Annotated in this window: 13 protein-coding genes and 1 pseudogene; 5 read left to right on the plus strand and 9 right to left on the minus strand. The window is 45.9% G+C overall.

Annotated elements, in window-relative coordinates; translation table 11 throughout:
• Positions 1-258 precede the first annotated feature (258 nt).
• The 6 genes and pseudogenes from ACXX53_RS13565 to ACXX53_RS13590 all read right to left on the minus strand — a co-directional run.
• Positions 259-405: pseudogene (locus tag ACXX53_RS13565) on the minus strand (IS5/IS1182 family transposase); the annotation flags it as partial.
• Positions 406-447: 42 nt separating this feature from the next.
• The gene (locus ACXX53_RS13570) at positions 448-2,034 is read right to left on the minus strand and encodes an S-layer homology domain-containing protein (RefSeq protein WP_458569183.1); all 1,587 of its coding nucleotides are present in this window, start codon (positions 2,032-2,034) and stop codon (positions 448-450) included.
• A 201-nt stretch (positions 2,035-2,235) separates the two neighbouring features.
• Complete coding sequence (locus ACXX53_RS13575) at positions 2,236-6,330, minus strand: alkaline phosphatase family protein (RefSeq protein WP_458569184.1); 4,095 nt, start codon at positions 6,328-6,330, stop codon at positions 2,236-2,238.
• 84 nt (positions 6,331-6,414) lie between these two features.
• Positions 6,415-8,043 carry an extracellular solute-binding protein gene (locus tag ACXX53_RS13580; RefSeq protein WP_458569185.1) on the minus strand — a complete coding sequence of 543 codons (1,629 nt, stop codon included), beginning with the start codon at positions 8,041-8,043 and terminating at the stop codon, positions 6,415-6,417.
• Positions 8,044-8,102: 59 nt separating this feature from the next.
• Positions 8,103-8,987 (minus strand): carbohydrate ABC transporter permease, encoded by an 885-nt coding sequence (locus tag ACXX53_RS13585; RefSeq protein WP_458569186.1) that lies wholly within the window; start codon positions 8,985-8,987, stop codon positions 8,103-8,105.
• Between the two features lie 63 nt (positions 8,988-9,050).
• Positions 9,051-10,019: an ABC transporter permease gene (locus tag ACXX53_RS13590; protein ID WP_458569187.1), complete on the minus strand. Its 969-nt coding sequence runs from the start codon at positions 10,017-10,019 to the stop codon at positions 9,051-9,053.
• 358 nt (positions 10,020-10,377) lie between these two features.
• Between ACXX53_RS13590 and ACXX53_RS13595 the strand changes: the two genes are divergently transcribed.
• On the plus strand, positions 10,378-12,708 hold the full coding sequence (locus tag ACXX53_RS13595; protein ID WP_458569188.1) for a helix-turn-helix domain-containing protein: 2,331 nt from the start codon (positions 10,378-10,380) through the stop codon (positions 12,706-12,708).
• Positions 12,709-12,720: 12 nt separating this feature from the next.
• On the opposite strand, the gene ACXX53_RS13600 is transcribed toward ACXX53_RS13595, so the two are convergent.
• Entirely contained in the window at positions 12,721-13,449 is a 729-nt protein-coding gene (locus tag ACXX53_RS13600) for a histidine phosphatase family protein (protein WP_458569189.1), read from the minus strand.
• A 413-nt stretch (positions 13,450-13,862) separates the two neighbouring features.
• Here ACXX53_RS13600 and ACXX53_RS13605 point away from each other — a divergent pair, with 413 nt between their 5' ends.
• From ACXX53_RS13605 to ACXX53_RS13620, 4 genes are all read left to right on the plus strand, one after another.
• Complete coding sequence (locus tag ACXX53_RS13605) at positions 13,863-14,762, plus strand: manganese catalase family protein (protein WP_458569190.1); 900 nt, start codon at positions 13,863-13,865, stop codon at positions 14,760-14,762.
• 137 nt (positions 14,763-14,899) lie between these two features.
• Complete coding sequence (locus tag ACXX53_RS13610; protein ID WP_458569338.1) at positions 14,900-15,280, plus strand: GntR family transcriptional regulator; 381 nt, start codon at positions 14,900-14,902, stop codon at positions 15,278-15,280.
• Positions 15,277-16,152, plus strand: a complete 876-nt coding sequence (locus tag ACXX53_RS13615; RefSeq protein ID WP_458569191.1) for an ABC transporter ATP-binding protein — start codon at positions 15,277-15,279, stop codon at positions 16,150-16,152. Before ACXX53_RS13610 ends, ACXX53_RS13615 begins: the two co-directional genes overlap by 4 nt.
• On the plus strand, positions 16,149-16,778 hold the full coding sequence (locus tag ACXX53_RS13620) for an ABC-2 transporter permease (RefSeq protein ID WP_458569192.1): 630 nt from the start codon (positions 16,149-16,151) through the stop codon (positions 16,776-16,778). The genes ACXX53_RS13615 and ACXX53_RS13620 overlap by 4 nt, the downstream gene beginning before the upstream one ends.
• 91 nt (positions 16,779-16,869) lie before the next feature.
• Here ACXX53_RS13620 and ACXX53_RS13625 read toward each other — a convergent pair whose 3' ends face one another.
• A complete protein-coding gene (locus tag ACXX53_RS13625) occupies positions 16,870-18,102 on the minus strand; it encodes a hypothetical protein (protein ID WP_458569193.1) in 1,233 nt (410 codons plus the stop codon).
• Positions 18,103-18,234: 132 nt separating this feature from the next.
• Entirely contained in the window at positions 18,235-18,570 is a 336-nt protein-coding gene (locus tag ACXX53_RS13630) for a hypothetical protein (RefSeq protein WP_458569194.1), read from the minus strand.
• Between the last annotated feature and the right edge of the window lie 194 nt (positions 18,571-18,764).

The following is an 18,764-nucleotide window of genomic DNA, read 5'->3' on the forward strand; positions in this document are numbered from 1 at the left end:
GCAACATTATCTATTTCTGCTGATCAAAAACGATGAAATGTTGTATTTTGTACAAGAAAATACTCATATTACTCCTAAATTCATAGTGTTCTTGAGATATTGTTGTATTCTGTACAACAATCTAAGGGTGTTTACTGCTTTGGAGTGCTTATTGTTGTAGAATGTACAACATTTTCATATGGATTTGAATCAATTGTATAATGCATTAACTTGTAGAACTATAGACTTACCCAATTTCAGTTACCTAAACTTTTGAAATTATGCTACGTTCAATTGAGCTTGTTTATTTATTCGTTCACATGCTAATTTCGTGCAGTTATACACCACAGTGACCAAGTTAAAATGAAACTTAGCTTTCTTTCCGGACCGGTATCTTACATTGTTAAGTTGAAAATATTCCTGTAATCGTTCCCTATTAAGTATGAGCCAGCCTCATATTCCTTCTCATCAGCGATTGATAAACTCCACATATTGCAGCCAGCGCTTCAGGATGACAACAGCCTGTGCCCGCGTCGCAAGCTCATTGGGGGCGAGAGTATCGGCGGTTACGCCTTCCAGTAGGCCTGTTGCCACAACCCGCTGCATCGCAGGTATTGCCCAAGAACCGATCTTCGCGTGATCCGCGAATCTAGCCAATATATCAGTAGAAACAGTGGCAGTGTTACCATTTCCGATCCAATCCAGTGCTCGCACCATCATCACGGCCATCTGCTCACGAGTAATGCTATCATTCGGTCGGAAGGACCCGTCCTCATATCCGTTGACGATTCCTGCATCCGCTGCCGTTCCCACTACCTCAGCAAACCATTCCGAAGACCGCACATCCAAGAACTCCACCTTACCTTGCTTTGGCGTAATCCCTAAAGATCGAACGAGCATAGCCGCAAATTGCGCCCGCGTAATCGAGTGATCTGGACCATAATTCATCGGCGTAATTCCATTAACTATTCGTTTGGCAGCAAGCAGCTCTATATCTGTCTGAGCCCAATGCCCCTTTATATCATGAAATGAAGGGCTTGATTGTACAATTGCATAGATGCTATCCGCATTCCGCTTGATCGCGACATGCGTCTGTCCGTCCTTCACCGTAAATTGTGCGGGAGCAAAGCTCATTGTACCTTTAACAGGATCGAAGACAATCACTGTCGTTCGAGACGCATCCAGCGCTTGATTGATGTGCATCGTTCTTACTACGAAATGTTTACCATATTGGTGTATCGGCACCAGCCGACCGTCCATCTCGATGTTAAGGTTAAACTCGACAGCTTCACCAATCCACTGCGCCCCTTGCTGCTGTACAAGCCCCTTCAATGAAGTTGACAAAGAACTGTCCATCACGCCAATGCCTACATGCAGCTTCACTTGCGATAAGTCCGCACCTAACGGTGTACCTAACAGCTCATCCAAGACGCCGCTCTTAAACAACTTCAAAGGCAATTCATAGGTAAAATCATGAAATTGAATCGAAATAACCGCATCCGGTGCTTTCAAAGCTGCATCTACACAGACGGAGTAAGGTACTTCCACATTTGCTACCGATTCAACACCTGCGACCTGAACGATAACTACCTGTTCATCTCTCGGCGAGTCAGCCAACAGTGCACATGCCTGCTTCAATCGTGCCGGATCCAGACGCACTTTCCTCACATCTCTTCCATCAGTCCCTTTAACGATCGTAATTGTAGCGGCATCCTCTCCGAGCCTCTTTCCAATGCTGCCGCTAATCCCGGAGCCAAACGAATATCCTGTTCCCGAATCAGCAGCCTCTTTAACGACGAAATTACGTGTCGTCACATCATTTCCCTTACCAGCTACCACTATATACGTTCCTGCTTCAGCGTCTGCAGGTAACGTGATATGAACAGCGAAGTTGCCCTCAGAAACAGGCGCGACGTCATAATACAACATCGTGTTGTCGGGACGTACCACCTTAATAAGGACTTCATCCCAACCGGCCGTTCCTGCAATGGTCACAGCATCTCCCGGTCGTTTCTCACTAATCGCGTCCAGAGAAATGACCGGCGAAGCTGCCATAGTTACTGGTGTACTGCTTAAGCATAAAACGATAACGATAAACATAAGAAGTATCCGGGCTCTCACTTGAAATCCCCCGCTTTCCTATACCGCCGGACCTAACAACAGATCCGGCGGTTAAGATTGTGTTTCCATTAATGGCTCCGCCTCACGGATCGATGAATAAGCCAATCGATCTCCAACAACTCTTGTAGCTAGCCCTTATCTTAACGTAACAGGCTCAGCCAAACTGTTGCCGATATTCTCGAGGCTGCCGTCGAAGCGATCCACCACAAATACTTTAACGGTATAGTCAGCTCCGCTCACGTTGAAATGGGCTGTAAGCACCTCAGGGGACGTCAATTGCTGCTGCAAAGCGATAATACTGACTGGTGTTGTTCCCTTCATCAGCTCAAACACTACCGTTGGCATACCTTCTTGAGCGGAATTAGAACTTGGGGTAACTTTCACGGTTGCCGATATTCCTGCTGTACGCGTCAGTACTCCATCACTGATAATGAAGCTCATATCGCCTGGAATGACTGCCACTTCCGCACTTTTTTCTGATTCCTTGCCGCTAGTGTCGAATGCGCTTATGCGGAAGGAGTACATCTGGCCATTCTTCAAGCCGTCGATCGTAAACGATGTATTACCTGTCGTATAGCTTGCTGTTTGTTCACCATTAACATAGATGTAATATCCAGCAAGGTTAGGCTCTTTGTTGGCCTCCCAGGACAACGACACCTTCCCATTGCCTCTATGCGCGGTTAAGCCCATCGGGACAGCAGGCCCCTCCAAATTAGTCGGCTGCATAGACATGTCCTCTACATACTGCGTGAAGTATGTGCCCCAAGGGAAAGCAGCGAGGGTATTCGAATTAGTCTCAACCTGTGTGGACACTGTGTTGTCCCCAAGAGTCACGGTTATCGTATAAGCTCCAGCAGGAACATCGAAGTAATAATGTAATCGTCCAGCCATTACGTTACCAAGGGCGTCAGTAGCATCAGATAATTGATATTTTCCAAGTGATGTAGTGCCTGACTCCTTATATGCCGCTGTGTACGACACACTGTTATCGTCATTATGCAGTGTAATGCGTATATCTTGTTTATCCGCACCGTTCAGCAAGAAATCCCCATATATATGATACCCTCCATAGAAGCCAGCACGGAATTGAGCAATCGCATCGCTCAATTGGAGCGTGGCAAGAGTTACTTCCACCTCAAGTGCAGCCGGATTATCGTTCACCTGCATCGCTCGCCGGATAACCGCGAACAGCGCCGCTCTTGATCCAGGCTTATATTGGCCGAATTCGCTACCCTCTACAGCATGCTTATATAAAGAGTCTGCCAACTCCAACTTCTGTCGCAGTTCCTCTCTAGGCGCCTCATAGGTTGCGAAGACGATCTGACGCGTCTTTCGTCCATCTGCCTCTGCTTCAACGATTAATCGGTTTATACCAAGATCGAGCTTCTTCTGAACCGCAAAGATACCGGCGTCATCCGCTGATCCGAGCAATTCCCCGTTGATTCTTATCATCGCTTGAGGCGAGGTGCTGCCTTTAAGCGTAACGTATTCCGTATTTACCGTTACAGCATCTTCAACGAGGTCATCGATCTTCAGGAGCGGCCCTCTATAAGCATATATTAGTACATCATCAAGTACTTGGGCTTTAGCTCCAGAAGGTCCTTCAATGCCGAGTACACGAGCAATCGTTGGCCCAACGTTCAAGTTGAGTACCTGTTTGTCATAAACAAACTGCTTCTTAACAGCTGCTCCTGACATCAACATAAATATGTGTGACGCGGAATCATCCAGTGAGTCGTGCTGTCCATTTATACCTCTCGCCTGATCGGGATTGCCTGTTTTGAAGTTATACGGAGGCTTAGGGGAAATGAGCAGATCCGCCCAGCCAGGAGGCATCCCTCTCTTGAGCAAGTCCATCTTATACAGATGGTCACCATAATATTCCTTAGACTGCACCCGCTTCACAATTTCCTCATATACTGCGTTCTCAACTGGTATGCGGAAATTGATCATCGCATTCAGACCGACAGACGTGATGACGACTTGAGTATCCGGCTGTGCTTGTTGACCTTCCTGATATACGCTTTCCACCTTAAAGTTCTCACCTTGGAACATCTGTCCCACTTCAGCAATTGTCTGCTCCAGATCCGTCAAACTGGATAGCGTTCCTGGAGGATAAGGCGGTTGCGGGTTCTGCATCGGCGCTCCGAATGTAGCCATACCATGATCTGTCGTTAAGAATATCGTAGTCCGTTCATATATCCCCGCATCCTTCAGCGCTTGAACGAGTCGTCCCAGATGAGCATCGTAATCTATTACCGTCTTTGCAATTCTGTCATTATATTCTTTCAGCGTGGCAACTGTATTTCCCGATTGGTTATGTCCATCAGCGTCGATCTGGGAACCATATGCGGACATGAATCGCGGTATGCCATCCATCTTAATCGTTTTCCCACCAGACACAACCGGCTGCTCATTGATTAGATTGATCAAGACATCCACAGCTTCACCAAAGCCGATATCCCCAAAATAAGGACGCTTCTCGTTGCCGGCCTCAGCCCCTCGTCCCTCGAAGATATATGTCGCAGCAGCAGCGATATCTATGCCATGATTGACAGCTGCCTCAGCTAATGTTTCCAATTTGTTATCGCGTGCATATTGAATCACTTTATTCTGCAACACATCATAATAGCGATAGCTATTACCCGTATCTATTGGGTATCCACCAGTAACAATACCGACTTGCATCGGATTCGTAATGGAAGGCAAATTGGTACGCGCATTGGTGAAGGTGATACCTTCCTGTATGAGGGCATTCAAGGTTGGCGTACCCGTATACGAAGCCGTGTTGGCTAATTCGTACCAATTATAAGCGAACCCATCCCAGTTAATGTAGATCGCATACCCACTGTCGACAAGACTGACCCCCATGTTCAACAAATTGCGTCCCTCCGAGTTCCGTGGATTACGGACTGCTAGCAAGCTAGCAATAGTCGGTGCCCAATCCACAATTGCGACTTCTTCCTTTACTTTTCCGCCCCTATCTTCTAACGCGACCTTATTTCCGGAAATGATCGCAAACATCGTTCTCAATTCAGGCTCGAGCGTATCAATCGTCGTTTGCCCTGTCGCAGCTGGATTGAATGTCGCACCCGTCGCAGGCACCACTAACAAGTCAGCAAATCGAGGATCGACACGCAGAGTTTGAAGTTCTGCTCGCCCCAACACATCTTGTACAACGGCGAGCGATTTCAGCTTGCTGACAATCTGATTATATTCCACCTCTGAAACTTCTTTGAGGAAGTACAATTGCATGTATTTCGCTTGGTAATTCTTCAGCCATAAGATTGACGGATCATCTGGCATAGAATCCCCGGATACGCAGCAATCACTTAATGCTCCTGCTCGAACTTGAGCTACAGGAAATCCAAGACCGGAAAGAGCGTTGACAACTGCAGGAGCTTGCTTTGCAGCACCAGCAGCATTTCCAACGTTCGAGGTAATCACGTAAGTCGTTGCCTGCGAATTCCCGATTTCCTTAATTTTGTCCATCAAAAGACCCAACTGCACGTCAACGGCTTGCAGTTTTAGCAGCATATTGTCGGCAAGTCCTGACTGATTGTTCAAATAAGTACCGCCAATGCGCAAATCATCCGAGTAAAGCGCTAAATAATCAGGCTGGTCATTAGCTGATATGTATTGTATAGCAGCCTCCACTGCAGCTTGCATCGTTGTGGAACCTGTAGCCATATACACGGGTTCGTCTTTCACCGCTTTCATGTTAATGGCTAACGCCGAACGACCATTATCCGTCAACACTTGGGTTAACGTTTCTGCCTGATTCGTAAAGAGCTCATACTCTGGACGATTCTGACCATCGCCAACAATCGCTTTCGCAGCGGGGTCGTAATAAACGGACGTGTTTACGGTCTCTGTGGGGTAAGCACCAGTCATTGCAGAATAACGGGCAGCCTGATTCGACGGAATCGTCGTTTTCATATCCGTGAAGCGAACTCCAGAAGACACCAATTTAGATAGATTAGGAATGCTCGTGCCTTTTTCCTTAGCCAAATCGAATAGCTCACTGTAGAAACCGTCTAAAGTGATATGAACCACTTTGCCATATGTCGCTTTTGTAACCGACTCTGCTGAGAACGGAAATAAGTCATTGGTACTTGACTCTCCCTTTCCTGAAGATACTGCCGCAGCTGCGGCAGCGCCAACTTCGCCCAATGTAAAGGTAATTACCATGAGTAAAGCCATTAGGAGTGAAAACTTTTGTCTGTTCATTGATTAAAGTAGCTCCCCTTCCGTTATCATATTTGGATGAACGGTGTAACGATGAAAGTAAGCTTGCTACCACTAAACAGGCATTTATTTTCCTATAGTACTAAACCACTCATTCGCTTCTTTAGTCAGCTGAGCACCGCCTGATTTCTCCCATTTGCTAACGAATTCATCGAAGTAATCTAGCGGCTTATCGCCAGTAATGATGGAGATAAACATTTCATCCTCCATCTTCTTCAGCTCAGCTTTATACTTGCTGTCAGAAGGAAGTGGTGCCAGCAATTCGTTAGCGATACCGCCGATTGCAAAGAAATGCTCATCTGCCCAATCGAAGCGAGGCTTGGCACGCATCACATCATACTCGGCAATTGCAAATGGATTCAAGCCAACGCCTTGTTTAGACAGAGAATTAGCGTCTACACCTTCCTTGAGCGCAGGTAGGCCTGTTTCTTTGTCATTATCCCAATGCTGACCTTTGAAGCCGAAGATCGAGGTGAGATAATCCTCGTAGGTAACATTGAAATCGTTCATATCTTGCAGCATCTTAGCCATCTTTTCCGGGTCTTTCTCCATATCCTTGCCGAACACTTCGAAGTTGCCGTTTACTACACTGCTCCATAGTGATCCCATCTTGCCTTCTGGTCCTTTTGGCGGCAATCCATATTGCAGTTTTTCAACAGCCGTTGGATTAATCTTCTTCATCTCAAGGAAGTTTTCTGACTTCGAGTCACCAGGGTACAATAAAGGCTTCCAATGATAGTACCCGCCAACGCTCGTAAACCCGATCCGACTGTTGAAGAATGGTTGGGAGAACGAAGAATATCCGCCCTGATTCTCACCCGTAATAAACTCTGGATCAATCACGCCATCTTTGTACCACTTGCTCAAATAAGCTAGCGCTTGTTTAACTTCTGGCTGTACAGACGCATATACCAGTTGACCATCACGTTTCTGCCATATACTTGGAATATATCCGAATGCGCCATAAATGGCTTCGAGTCCGGATTGGGACAGTCCATACGTATCCTTCTTGCCATTGTTGTCAGGGTCTTCATTTACGAATTTATAGAACGCCTCTTCAAACTCCTCCAACGATTCAGGCGTCTTCGTAATTCCTACTTTCTCTAACCAGTCACCGCGCCATATGATCGGCTTTCTATAATTAATGCCAGCAGGATGCGGGATTCCATATAGCTTTCCATCTATCTTGCCGTACTCAAGAGCACCGGGAGCTTGTTTTTCAATAAAATCGTTGTACAGATATGGAGCATGCTCCTTAAGCATTTCAATTGGAATCTCAGCTAACAGATCCTGATCTACGTACTTAGCCAAATTGACAAAACCATTCGTAACTCGGAAACGATCGGGAATTTCACCAGAAGCGAATTTAAGATTTAGCAATTCCTCATATTTACCCGCTTCAATATCCCACACATCGTAATCCGCATTGAATTTCTCTTCGTAATATTTTAGTATCTCTCCATTAGGGTCTCTCGGTTGAGTAGAAGGAATAGCCACAGAGATTGTATATTTCTTATTGGCATCTGGCACGACCTGCTTGCTCTCTTCATTCGTCTTGTTGCCTTCGTTAGTGGACACCTGCGGCTCGCTATTATTCGATTTGCTTTCATTGGATCCACAGCCAGATAACACGAGAGTCATAGTCAAGCACAGCATCATTCCAATAGATAACAGCTTCTTCGTACGGTTATACATGAGTAGATTCCCCCTTCAAATATGATAGCGCTCTCAAAACGGTCGTTAGCAGCACTCTTCTATCCTTTCAACGAGCCGACGATGATACCTTTTACAAAATGCTTCTGCACAAATGGATACACGAGAAGTATCGGAATAGTTGCTACCATAACGGTTGCTGCCTTGATCGTTTCAGGATTGGCAATGATATTCTCGTCATTATAAGCACCTAAGTCCATCATCTGCTTGGTTCCTTCCAAGACGATACGCCGCAGCACAACCTGCAGTACTTGCTGATGCGAATCGGTAATATAGATGAGACTGTCAAACCATGCATTCCAATGCCCGACAGCTGACCATAATGTAAGAGTGGCAATGATCGGCATTGATAGCGGAAATACAATCCGAATAAGAACCGTAATGTCATTCGCACCGTCAATCTTGGCTGATTCCTCCAACGCTTCAGGCAAGGTCATAAAGAAGTTGCGGGCAATAAGCATCTGAAAGGTATGAATCATGCCTGGCAATATAAGCGCCCATATGGTGTTCATAAGCCCAAGGTTCTTGACCAGGAAGTAGTTTGGAATCAGGCCTCCGGAGAAAAACATGGTGAACACAATAAACATAGTCCAAAATCCTCGATGTGGGAACTGCTTCTTCGCTAACGGGTAAGCAGTAAGGACCATCGCCACTACCGTAACAATGGTTCCAATAATGGTGCGGGTCAACGTACGAACAAATCCGTTAGCTACATATTCATTGGTCAACACCTTCTCATAACTCAGAAAAGTCACCTTTTTGGGGATGATATTCAATTGCGTCAACGATACATCTCCAGACGTAAGGGAGAGCGTTAGCAAGTACAGAAAAGGATATATCGTCACGACACACAGCAGAATCAATAAAGAATAATTTACAAAGTCAAATACATATCCGGATTTCATTAAGGTTCTTCTGCCGGTCACGATGCTACCACCTCCTTTTCGCTTTGTCATTTCCATCAGCCGTTTGAACAGTACATCGCGAGACTACCATAAACCGTACTCGTTTATCTTCTTAGATATCGTGTTCGTAATGACAATCAGCACAAATGCGATGATGTTCTTAAACAGGCCAACAGTAGCTGCAAAGCTGTATTCTAGCTCGACAAGCCCCCTTCGATACGTATAGGTACTGAGTACATCGCCGACCTGATAAACGGCAGGAGAATATAGATTGAACACTTGGTCGAAGTCATCGTTGACGATTTGACCGACAGCAAGAATAAACATGATCGTCACTACCGGAGCCATGGATGGCAATGTGATGTAACGTATGTTTTGCATGCGGGAAGCGCCGTCTACTTTAGATGCCTCATACAGATCAGGATTAATACCCGTCAATACCGCCAAATAAATGATCGTTCCCCAACCGACACTCTTCCACACCTCAGTCAGCACGAGTACAGCGCGGAACCACTTCGGGTCCCCGAGAAAATAGATCGGATCGATCCCGAACGCCTTTAGCAGAATATTGATCGGCCCTATCGACGGCGAAAGAAATTGTACAAATAGTCCAGCAATGACTACCCATGATAAAAAATGAGGCACGTAGCTAATCGTCTGCACGAATCGCTTGAAGATCATATGTCTAACCTCATTAAGCATCAGTGCCAAAATAATGGGTGCCGGGAAGCTGAATACTAGCTTATAGAAGCTAATAATAATGGTGTTACGAAATACCTCCCAGAAACTAGGCAAACTGAACAAATCGCGAAAATGCTCTAAGCCAACCCAAGGACTACCCCATATGCCGAGTTTGAACCGATAATCTTTAAAGGCGATCAGAATCCCGTAAATCGGAACATAATGAAAAATAATGTAGTATGCGATCGCTGGCAGAAACAGAAGAACTAGGTACCTCGTTTTCCAATAAGGACTCAGATGGTTAAGCCACAATTGTGTAAAGATGCGATGAATTACCGATCGTTGGTCATGAATAAGCGGCGTACGGTTCATATCATTCCTCCTTTCTTGGTTGTCAGGCCTACTAGAATGACCTAAAAGGCTTTGTTACCAAAATAGTGCATGATCGAGCTTTGAGAAATAGCAAGATTTCACGAAAATATAAGAATCTTCATCATGAGAAAAGTGGGATAATTCACGTACGTTCTTCATCAAGACATTTTCTTTTCCCCTTCCACAGAAACATATAAAAATGGTATTATTTATGAAATAAAGCGCTGTTTAGTACGTTCACAACACATTGAAAGCGTTTACAATATTATAGTCACCTATTAGTGAATACATTGCCTGATATACCTGACCTACCGAAAGCATTTCACCATTCGGATCACAATGGAGCTGGAGATCAACGATGAAGCTGTTTAAGAAATGGAACACCGTATATTACAAATTGATATTGTCTTATATTGCGCTAATCCTAATCACCCTAATTTTTGTCGGAGTCACCTCTTATCTCTATTTCACTTCCAACTTCAACGAACAGGTGCAGAAGGTAAACCATCGGATGCTCGCTCAGATCAGACAGATCATGGAGGATAAGGTTGTCAATCATGCGGATAAGCTATATCTGCAATTGGTCGCCTCACAAGAGTATAAAGACAACTTCGTGCTGCTGTTCAATAACACCGTGTCTGGCAAACACATGAAGATTCAGGACATTTACGAGATGCTCCAAATGATCGTTACCAGCAATTCAGATATCCTCGACTCCATCAGCGTCTATTACAAAGTCAACAATATGGTGATCTCTTCTCGAACAGGCATGACAATTATGGATAATAACAGAACGCTCCATACCGACTGGATCGAGACAATTGAGCGCTCACAGCGAAAGGATATATGGCTTGCAGCGCGTCCAGTGTCAGGCGCTCAATGCTGTAATTCGCAGGCCTCCGATCTAGTGACTTTCGTGCGTGCGTATCCTATCGTTTCTGATCCGAACAAGATTAAAGGGTACGTTGCTATTCATGTGAATGAACAAGCTCTTCATCGCATTATTAGATCGTCTGAGCCGATCGACGTCGGTCAGATGCTTCTAATAGATACACAAGGGGATATCGTCTCTGACAGTCAGCCGCAATCCTTATATCGAAATATAAAGCAGGAACCCTACATCCGTCATATCCTGCAATCTTCTGAACGGTCCGGCAACTTCATCGAACAAGTAGATGATGTGAAATCTATGATCACCTATCAGACGCTTGGGGGAACGGACTGGAAGCTGATTAACATTACGCCAGTTGATGAGTTCTACAAGAAATCGACAGTCATTCGCAACACCTTAATTCTAATCTGTATCATCGCCATTCTGATCGGAATCATCATCTCTAACATTTTTACGTTCAATATGTATCACCCGCTCCGCTCGATTATTGCTAAGGCTGCTGGATTGTTCCATCAACCGCAGGGTGATAAGACAGTCAACGAATATCATCTGATCGATAAGGTCATTAATAATTTGTCAAATAGGGTTCATGAGCTGCAGGATACACTTACCACCAACATGCCGATCATCAAGCATAATTTCGTTACGGGACTGCTTTGTCAAACGATTCGCAGTCAGGAAGAGCTAGCAGAGCGGGTAAAGCTGTTGCAGATGGATCTAAGCATGCCCTGCTTCTGTGCCGTCCTGATTAAGCCTGATCCTGAACAAATGGCATACATCAACTTAGAAAATAGTCAATTTCTGAAATATCATCTAATCGAGCATATCGAAGCTTGTTCAGATCATCATCTGGTATGGTTAGTTGCGGAATATGGAAACGATCAGCTATGTGCCATTGTAGGAGCTAGAGAGGCTCATGATAAACCAATAGTCGACCTGCTCCGAGATGTGTCCCGCTATGTCGATATCACCTTCTCCACCCGTATTGCAGCTGCTATAGGACCGTGGGTCATTTCACCACTCGACCTTCATCTGTCGTTCCATAAGACGCATGCATTGATGAACTATCAATTCTTTCTACCTGCAAACGGCATTTACTACGGGGAAACGTTGTTGGCAAGGGAAGGCAGCAACGAGGTCATATGTGAGGAATACTTGGAGGAGTTTGCCGCCAGCTTGCGTACCGGGAAGATCCATCGTGTTCGGGAAAGCGTGCAGCAATTCGTCGATCTGCTAGCTGAACGCAATTATTCAGCGGAGCACTGCCACCATAAATGGCGAGAAGCATTTACTGTAGTGCGTCAATATTTAATCGAAATACATTATAAATCACAGGATGGGATCGAACAGGAGCTTCGTGAAGGCTTCAAACAAGCGAGGGATATCATCCGAATTCAGCAATGGCTTATCAGCGTTGCAGAATCCGCCTTTCAGTACATTGAGAGTCGCAGCAACAACAAGAACAATGAAATTGTTCAAGCAGCTATGCTGTTTATTCAAGCTAACTTAGGTACTCAACTGTCCCTCGATATGGTCGCTGAACAGGTCCAGTTGAGCCCTCGTTATTTAAGCCGCATATTCAAGGAGGAAACCGGATTGAACTTTACCGATTTCGTCACGAAACAGCGGCTGCAGCAAGCAAGTGAGCTAATCTTGACGACTAATCTGAATGTCGAGCAGATCTCAACTAAGGTTGGCTTCAACAGTTCTGCCTACTTCATTAAGAAATTCAAACATGTTTACGGTGTTACTCCAACCTACTACAAGCATACTGCTATGCATAAGATCGAAATGTAAACCGATTATAGCTTATGGCAGCTGTTGCATCTGATAATCCAAAGTATCTTTCCAAATACCGCGCAATTGAACGGGCAGTCCTGCAGCATGCAAATGAGATGTATCACCGAGCTCAATGCAGCGCGGGACGGCCCATTCATGGGAACGCTGGTCCATAAATATTGTCGTCACTGAGGTCGGCGCCAGCCAAAAGGATGACCATACGATCGACAGTGGCAAATTTAATAGATGGGCGAGCCAGGTTAGTCCGAAGCCTCCATGGCAGAATACGGCGATTATGCTGTCATTCGGCTGAATGCAGCGGTATCGCCCCCCTACTCTTTCATAGCCATGTCGCTTCAGCAGCTCATCCGAGCCTTGATGAATCTCTGCAATCGTTTCTTGCAGCCGCACGTCTGTAAAATACGGCCTTTCAAACCAATCATGAGGTCCAGGCAATGTGTCACCATCGAGAATCAATTCTCCAGGTGTATTAAAAGGACTGAACGTTCCGTATGCCTCCAATGTCGTATACATGCCCGTGATTTCTCTCGTCCAATGAAGCGTTTCTGGCTGCAAATGAAGCCGCTCCGACGTGTAGCGCATCGTGGCTTGTGCTCTACCGAGCGGGGACGTATACATATAATCCACTCCAACGCGAGACAATCGATCCGCTAACGCCTCTGCCTCCCTATGTCCAGCTGTAGTAATCGTATCGTTGGTGTAATCCGGATCTGCATGGCGTATCACATAAATTCTCAAGTGACTCTCCTCCATTACATTGATTATTGATTACATTCATTACATGCCTACGCTGAAGTTAAGAGATGAAGTTCTTAGGCTACACATACTGTCGAAGCATACTAACTGTGAATTCTCGTTTGTGCTCCTTACTGTACTATTATCACATAAATATTCACACTTACAAGACAAGCATACATACTTAATCCACATCCTACGGCAGCAAGCATCACACTCATCATTGATGATGCTGCTAGTCCAACTACATCCGCACTCACCCTAGCCACTCCCAAAGATATGTCACCACCCGCCCCTCAAATATGCATAGGACATCTACCGTACAACATAGGAATTACACGATATGGAATGCATGATCGACTGATGTCAACCTGTACGACAGACAGCAAACACGTTTTATAGAGGAGGTGCCATCCTTGTTCAAACGAATCAATCGCTTAGCGATCGAGCTGCCGATGCCGAAGCATGGCGATCCCAACGCTGCGGCTGCGGTGCAAGAGCTGCTCGGTGGGCGATTCGGGGAGATGTCCACACTGAACAACTATATGTTCCAATCCTTTAATTTTCGCCAGAAGAAGAAGCTCAAGCCTTTCTATGATCTTGTAGCCAGCATAACCGCCGAGGAGTTCGGTCACGTTGAGCTAGTGACCAACACCATTAATCTCGTGCTGGAAGGAACCACACAGCCAGGCTCCCCCGACTCCACTCCACTGCGCACAGGCAAGGATGCGCGCAATACGCATCACTTTATCGCCAACGCCCAGACCGCTTTGGCCGGCGACTCCATGGGTCGCCCGTGGGCAGGCGATTATGTGTTCAACAGCGGCAACCTTGTGCTGGATCTGGTGCACAATTTCTTCTTGGAATGCGGAGCGCGCACGCATAAGATGCGCGTCTACGAAATGACCGAACATCCGACGGCTCGCGAGATGATCGGATACTTGCTCGTACGCGGCGGAGCACATGTCATGGCTTACTCGAAAGCGCTGGAGATCGCAACAGGTGTTGATATGACGAAGATGCTTCCGATTCCCAACCTCGACAACCGCGCGTTCCATACGACGCGCAAATTCGAGGATATGGGACTCGGCCGCGTGCTCTATACTTGGAGCGATAACGACTATAAGGACATCGGACTCATCTGGAGCGGCACGCATCCTATTGACGGCGGCAAGCTGGAAGTGAGAGAAGGCACCCCCGTAGGCGCGCCGATGCCGGATCTCGAGGATTTGCCGGAGGAATTCGCGCCAGGCATCTCGCACGAGGACTTCATGCAGATCGTAAACCGCTTAAAGAAAAATGCAGGCATCTCATAGCCCGCGCCATACTTTCAAACAGATATCAAGCACATGGAACACTTCACGTGAAGTTCCATGTGCTTTTTTCTGTTTGACTTTATCGTACATAGTGTATATATTGAATATATACACTTAACGAGGTGAAGCCACCTATGATTTATATTCACATATCCCCATCTACGGACGAGCCTATATATGCGCAGATCGTTCGCCAGATTCGCAACGCGATCTTCAGCGGCGAGCTGCCTGCGGGATCCCCGCTTCCCTCCATTCGCCTATTGGCGAAGGAATTGCAGATCAGCGTCATCACGACGAAGCGCGCTTATGAAGAATTAGAGCGCGAAGGACTGTTGGACAGCGTCGTCGGCAAGGGCTCTTTCGTATCCGGAGCCAATCCGGAGCTCATTCGTGAACAGCGCGTGCGCCAGATGGAGAGCAAGCTTGAAGAAGCCATACAAGAAGCCAAAGACTTGAACATTGAATTACATACAATACTGGCACATATTCAGATGCTCTATGAGGAGGATGAACAATGAACGCCATTGAAGTTCAGCAGCTTCGCAAGACATTCGACAGCTATGAAACCGAACCATTAACTTTCAACGTACAGCAAGGCTATATTACGGGTTTAATCGGACCAAACGGTGCCGGCAAGACGACTCTGCTCCGCATGCTGATGAATATCGTGCGCCCAATTGAGGGGCAGATTCGCATCTTTGGACTCGATATGCCAAGAGATGAGATCGAGATTAAACAGCGTATCGGCTTCGTCTCCGACGAGAGTCACTTCTATGGACGCTTTACGATGAAGAAGATGAAAGAGGTCATTGCCCCATTTTATAAAGAATGGGATGAGAAGCTGTACAAGCAGCTGATGAGCCACTTTCAACTGAAGGAGAACACGAAGATTGACGAGGCCTCCAAGGGGATGAAGATGAAATTTTCGATCGCCGTCGCACTTTCTCATCGACCTGATCTGCTCATCATGGACGAACCGACTGCGGGACTTGATCCCGTATTCCGCCGCGAGCTGCTCGATCTCCTCAGCGAATGGATGCAGGATGAACGTAAGACGATGATCTATTCCACGCATGTGACGACAGACCTGGATCGGATGTCGGACTACGTGCTGTTTATGAATGAAGGCCGAATCGTACTGCATGAAGAGAAGGATCAGCTGTTTGATCATTACGTGCTCGTTAAAGGCGATAAGCGCCTCTTGGATGCTGATATTCGTTCCCTATTCATCGGCTTGCGTGAAACGGAGATAGGCTTCGAAGGACTGGTGAAAGAGCGCGAATCAGCCATGCGTATCTTTGAACAGCAGGTCGTCTATGAACGTCCGTCACTTGAGGATATTATGTATTTTCATACTAGACGGTCACTTCAAGGAGGAATTCTATTATGAATGCGTCACTTCTGAACATGGAATTCAAAAAGTCCCTCAATATCTGGCCAACAGCCCTATTCATCCTGCTGCTGCTGTCGATATCCAGTTATCAGATGATGCACAATTTCATCTATTCCGGTATTTTGACAGGTGTATTTGTATTCTTAAACAATCTCGCTATGGATAAGAAAAATAATACGTATTCATTCGTAAATACACTTCCCGTTACCCGTAAACAGTTCATCTCAGCGAAATACTGTTCCACTATTGTTTTTATTTTGGCCGGAATAGGCCTTGGTCTTATTACTACGGCGCTGCTGCCACTCATTGGCTTCGATGTAGACGTCAACATCTTCACGATCCTGCTGGTCAGCTCACTCGGCTTCATCATCATCAGCGTGAATATCCCTGTATATCTGCTAATGAAAGATAAAGAGAGTATGGTATCCATCATCATTATCATCGCCTTGATCATCGGAGGACTCTCATTGATCCAGAAAGATTTTTTGATCGGGCAGCTTGGAATCACGACCGTTTCATCCGCTAACATCTTAGGAGTGGCTGCACTCAGTGTTTCTGCTGTCATGATGGTCATCTCTTACTTCATCTCATGCGCCTTCTTTATCAAACGGGATCTGTCCTAACGTCATAACGTCATAACATCAGCGGCAAGATAACAGAAGAACATACAAAATAGGGCTATGCAGTCCCCTCGAGGAATGCATAGCCCTGACTCTATTTCACATTAGCCGTTACAGAAACATTAGAATAACCCAGAGACTGCAACTGGCTAGGTGTTATAAATAATCGATCCTTCACGATCAGGCTGTTGTCAGGCGTCAATTCAATACGGCCCTGATCAGAAGTAATCACATATTGACTTTGCTTCCCGCTCGTCTCCTGCACTTCAAGCTTCCAGCCAAGAGCGTCAAGCAGCGGCTTAACAGGGATCCACGAATTATCATTCTTATTAAAAATGTAATCCACTGCCACATCTTGCCCGCCAATATGAACGACATGGTACTGGTCATGAACAAGCGCAATTGATTTTACCGGCAGCGACATCGTGATCAGCTTCTTATCCAGCTGAGGGAGATCCTTATATTCCTCTTCAGCAGATGACGTTATCTGATCGCGTTCCACTTGCCCCGTCAGCACATGCGATCGCTGTGTCTTGAAGTCATATACATGCTCTGTCCGTTTTGGTTCATTTAGCGTGTATATCATAGAATTGCTGTTAGCGTTGTATCCGCGTAATGAAGCATACTTCACAAATGACCAATGATTCGTTACCGGGTCATAGATGTCAATCTCATTCTGCTTCGCCTGCTCACTATATCGTTCCACGAGCAGTTTATTATCCGGCATCCAGTAGATTGGACTCGTATTATAGCTGGAGAACCATTCGTTTATTTCACCTGTCGCATTATTCTTCAGCCAATAGCTCTTCTCCATTGAGATATGTGTTCTTCCGTCCTCAGCGGAGTTTGCTGAATGCCATAGAATCTGTTTCGTTACTCCCCATTTTCCATCAGGAGAAGAATTGAAGAACTGGCCTTGGTGCATTTTATCGTCCTGCGTATCGTAATAATAGGTTTGGTTATAGTCATATTTGACACCCATTTCACTTGCGTTTACGGATACGATTGGCTGTCTTCCACCTGCATTATAGATCGCTTCATATTTGTCTTCCCATCGCATAAGCGTACCGTCTGGGGTTCGCTCCACAATGTAGGATCGATCATGTGAACCAGCAGGCTCAACTACATAGTAAATGGTACCATCTTCTTTATCTACAAAGCCTATCTTTTGATGAGCAATGGCATCAATTGAGGCGGTTGGTGTCATCTTCTCGGGTGATGAGCCGTTAGCATGTCCACTGACAGCCAGCACCGGTGTCGCCGAAAGTGCAAGCACACATCCCATTACTGCTTGTACAATCTGACGCAAACGTCGTCCTGCTTTCATTCAATCCACTCCTTCTACTCCATAGTGCAAGATGAATGGAAGGGACCGCCTAGGCTGCCCCTTTTAACATTAGACGCGTTCTTTATATAAAATGTTTTCTTGGTAAATAATCCATGACGGTTATACGATCCATCACTTCTTGCGCTTGCGTGACAACGAGATTCCGCCAAAGCCGCTGATGATGGCCACATAGAATCCGAAATCATACCACCAGCCCGAATTAAACGGCTCGTACAAGCGCCACGAATCGCTAAACAACTGAGCAATTAGACTGATCGGCGCGATCCACCCGTGCCATATTCCCCAGAAGAAGCCTGCTGGATCAGCAGGACTGTAAGAACCATCTCCGGGTACGCAGCCTGTCATCAGCATCATAAGCAGGCCAACGCCCAATAATAAGGCATACCTCTTGATTCGTTTCGATTTCGAAGCTCGTATGTCCATTGTCTGTGATTGCTGTATAGCCATATGCATTCCTCCTTTAATCTCTTTCATCCATCGATTGAAATATAGTGCAGTTCATCTCTATGTTCTATGATGTATAATGCTCCATTCATAACCTGAATCATGACTATTATTCCCGTATTCCTCTAATATTGCACATACATGGATATGATCCGCTATATTGCCCTTATACGCAAAGAATCCTGCGGAGTTTCCCC

This window comes from Paenibacillus marinisediminis, assembly GCF_054343325.1.

What these genes read in the sequence shown, in the direction of transcription:
- ACXX53_RS13580 (WP_458569185.1), bottom strand. Translation starts at nt 8,043, where the DNA reads ATGTATAACCGTACGAAGAAGCTGTTATCTATTGGAATGATGCTGTGC.
- ACXX53_RS13595 (WP_458569188.1), top strand. Translation starts at nt 10,378, where the DNA reads ATGAAGCTGTTTAAGAAATGGAACACCGTATATTACAAATTGATATTG.
- ACXX53_RS13620 (WP_458569192.1), top strand. Translation starts at nt 16,149, where the DNA reads ATGAATGCGTCACTTCTGAACATGGAATTCAAAAAGTCCCTCAATATC.
- ACXX53_RS13575 (WP_458569184.1), bottom strand. Translation starts at nt 6,330, where the DNA reads ATGAACAGACAAAAGTTTTCACTCCTAATGGCTTTACTCATGGTAATT.
- ACXX53_RS13615 (WP_458569191.1), top strand. Translation starts at nt 15,277, where the DNA reads ATGAACGCCATTGAAGTTCAGCAGCTTCGCAAGACATTCGACAGCTAT.
- ACXX53_RS13590 (WP_458569187.1), bottom strand. Translation starts at nt 10,019, where the DNA reads ATGAACCGTACGCCGCTTATTCATGACCAACGATCGGTAATTCATCGC.
- ACXX53_RS13570 (WP_458569183.1), bottom strand. Translation starts at nt 2,034, where the DNA reads ATGGCAGCTTCGCCGGTCATTTCTCTGGACGCGATTAGTGAGAAACGA.
- ACXX53_RS13625 (WP_458569193.1), bottom strand. Translation starts at nt 18,102, where the DNA reads ATGAAAGCAGGACGACGTTTGCGTCAGATTGTACAAGCAGTAATGGGA.
- ACXX53_RS13630 (WP_458569194.1), bottom strand. Translation starts at nt 18,570, where the DNA reads ATGGCTATACAGCAATCACAGACAATGGACATACGAGCTTCGAAATCG.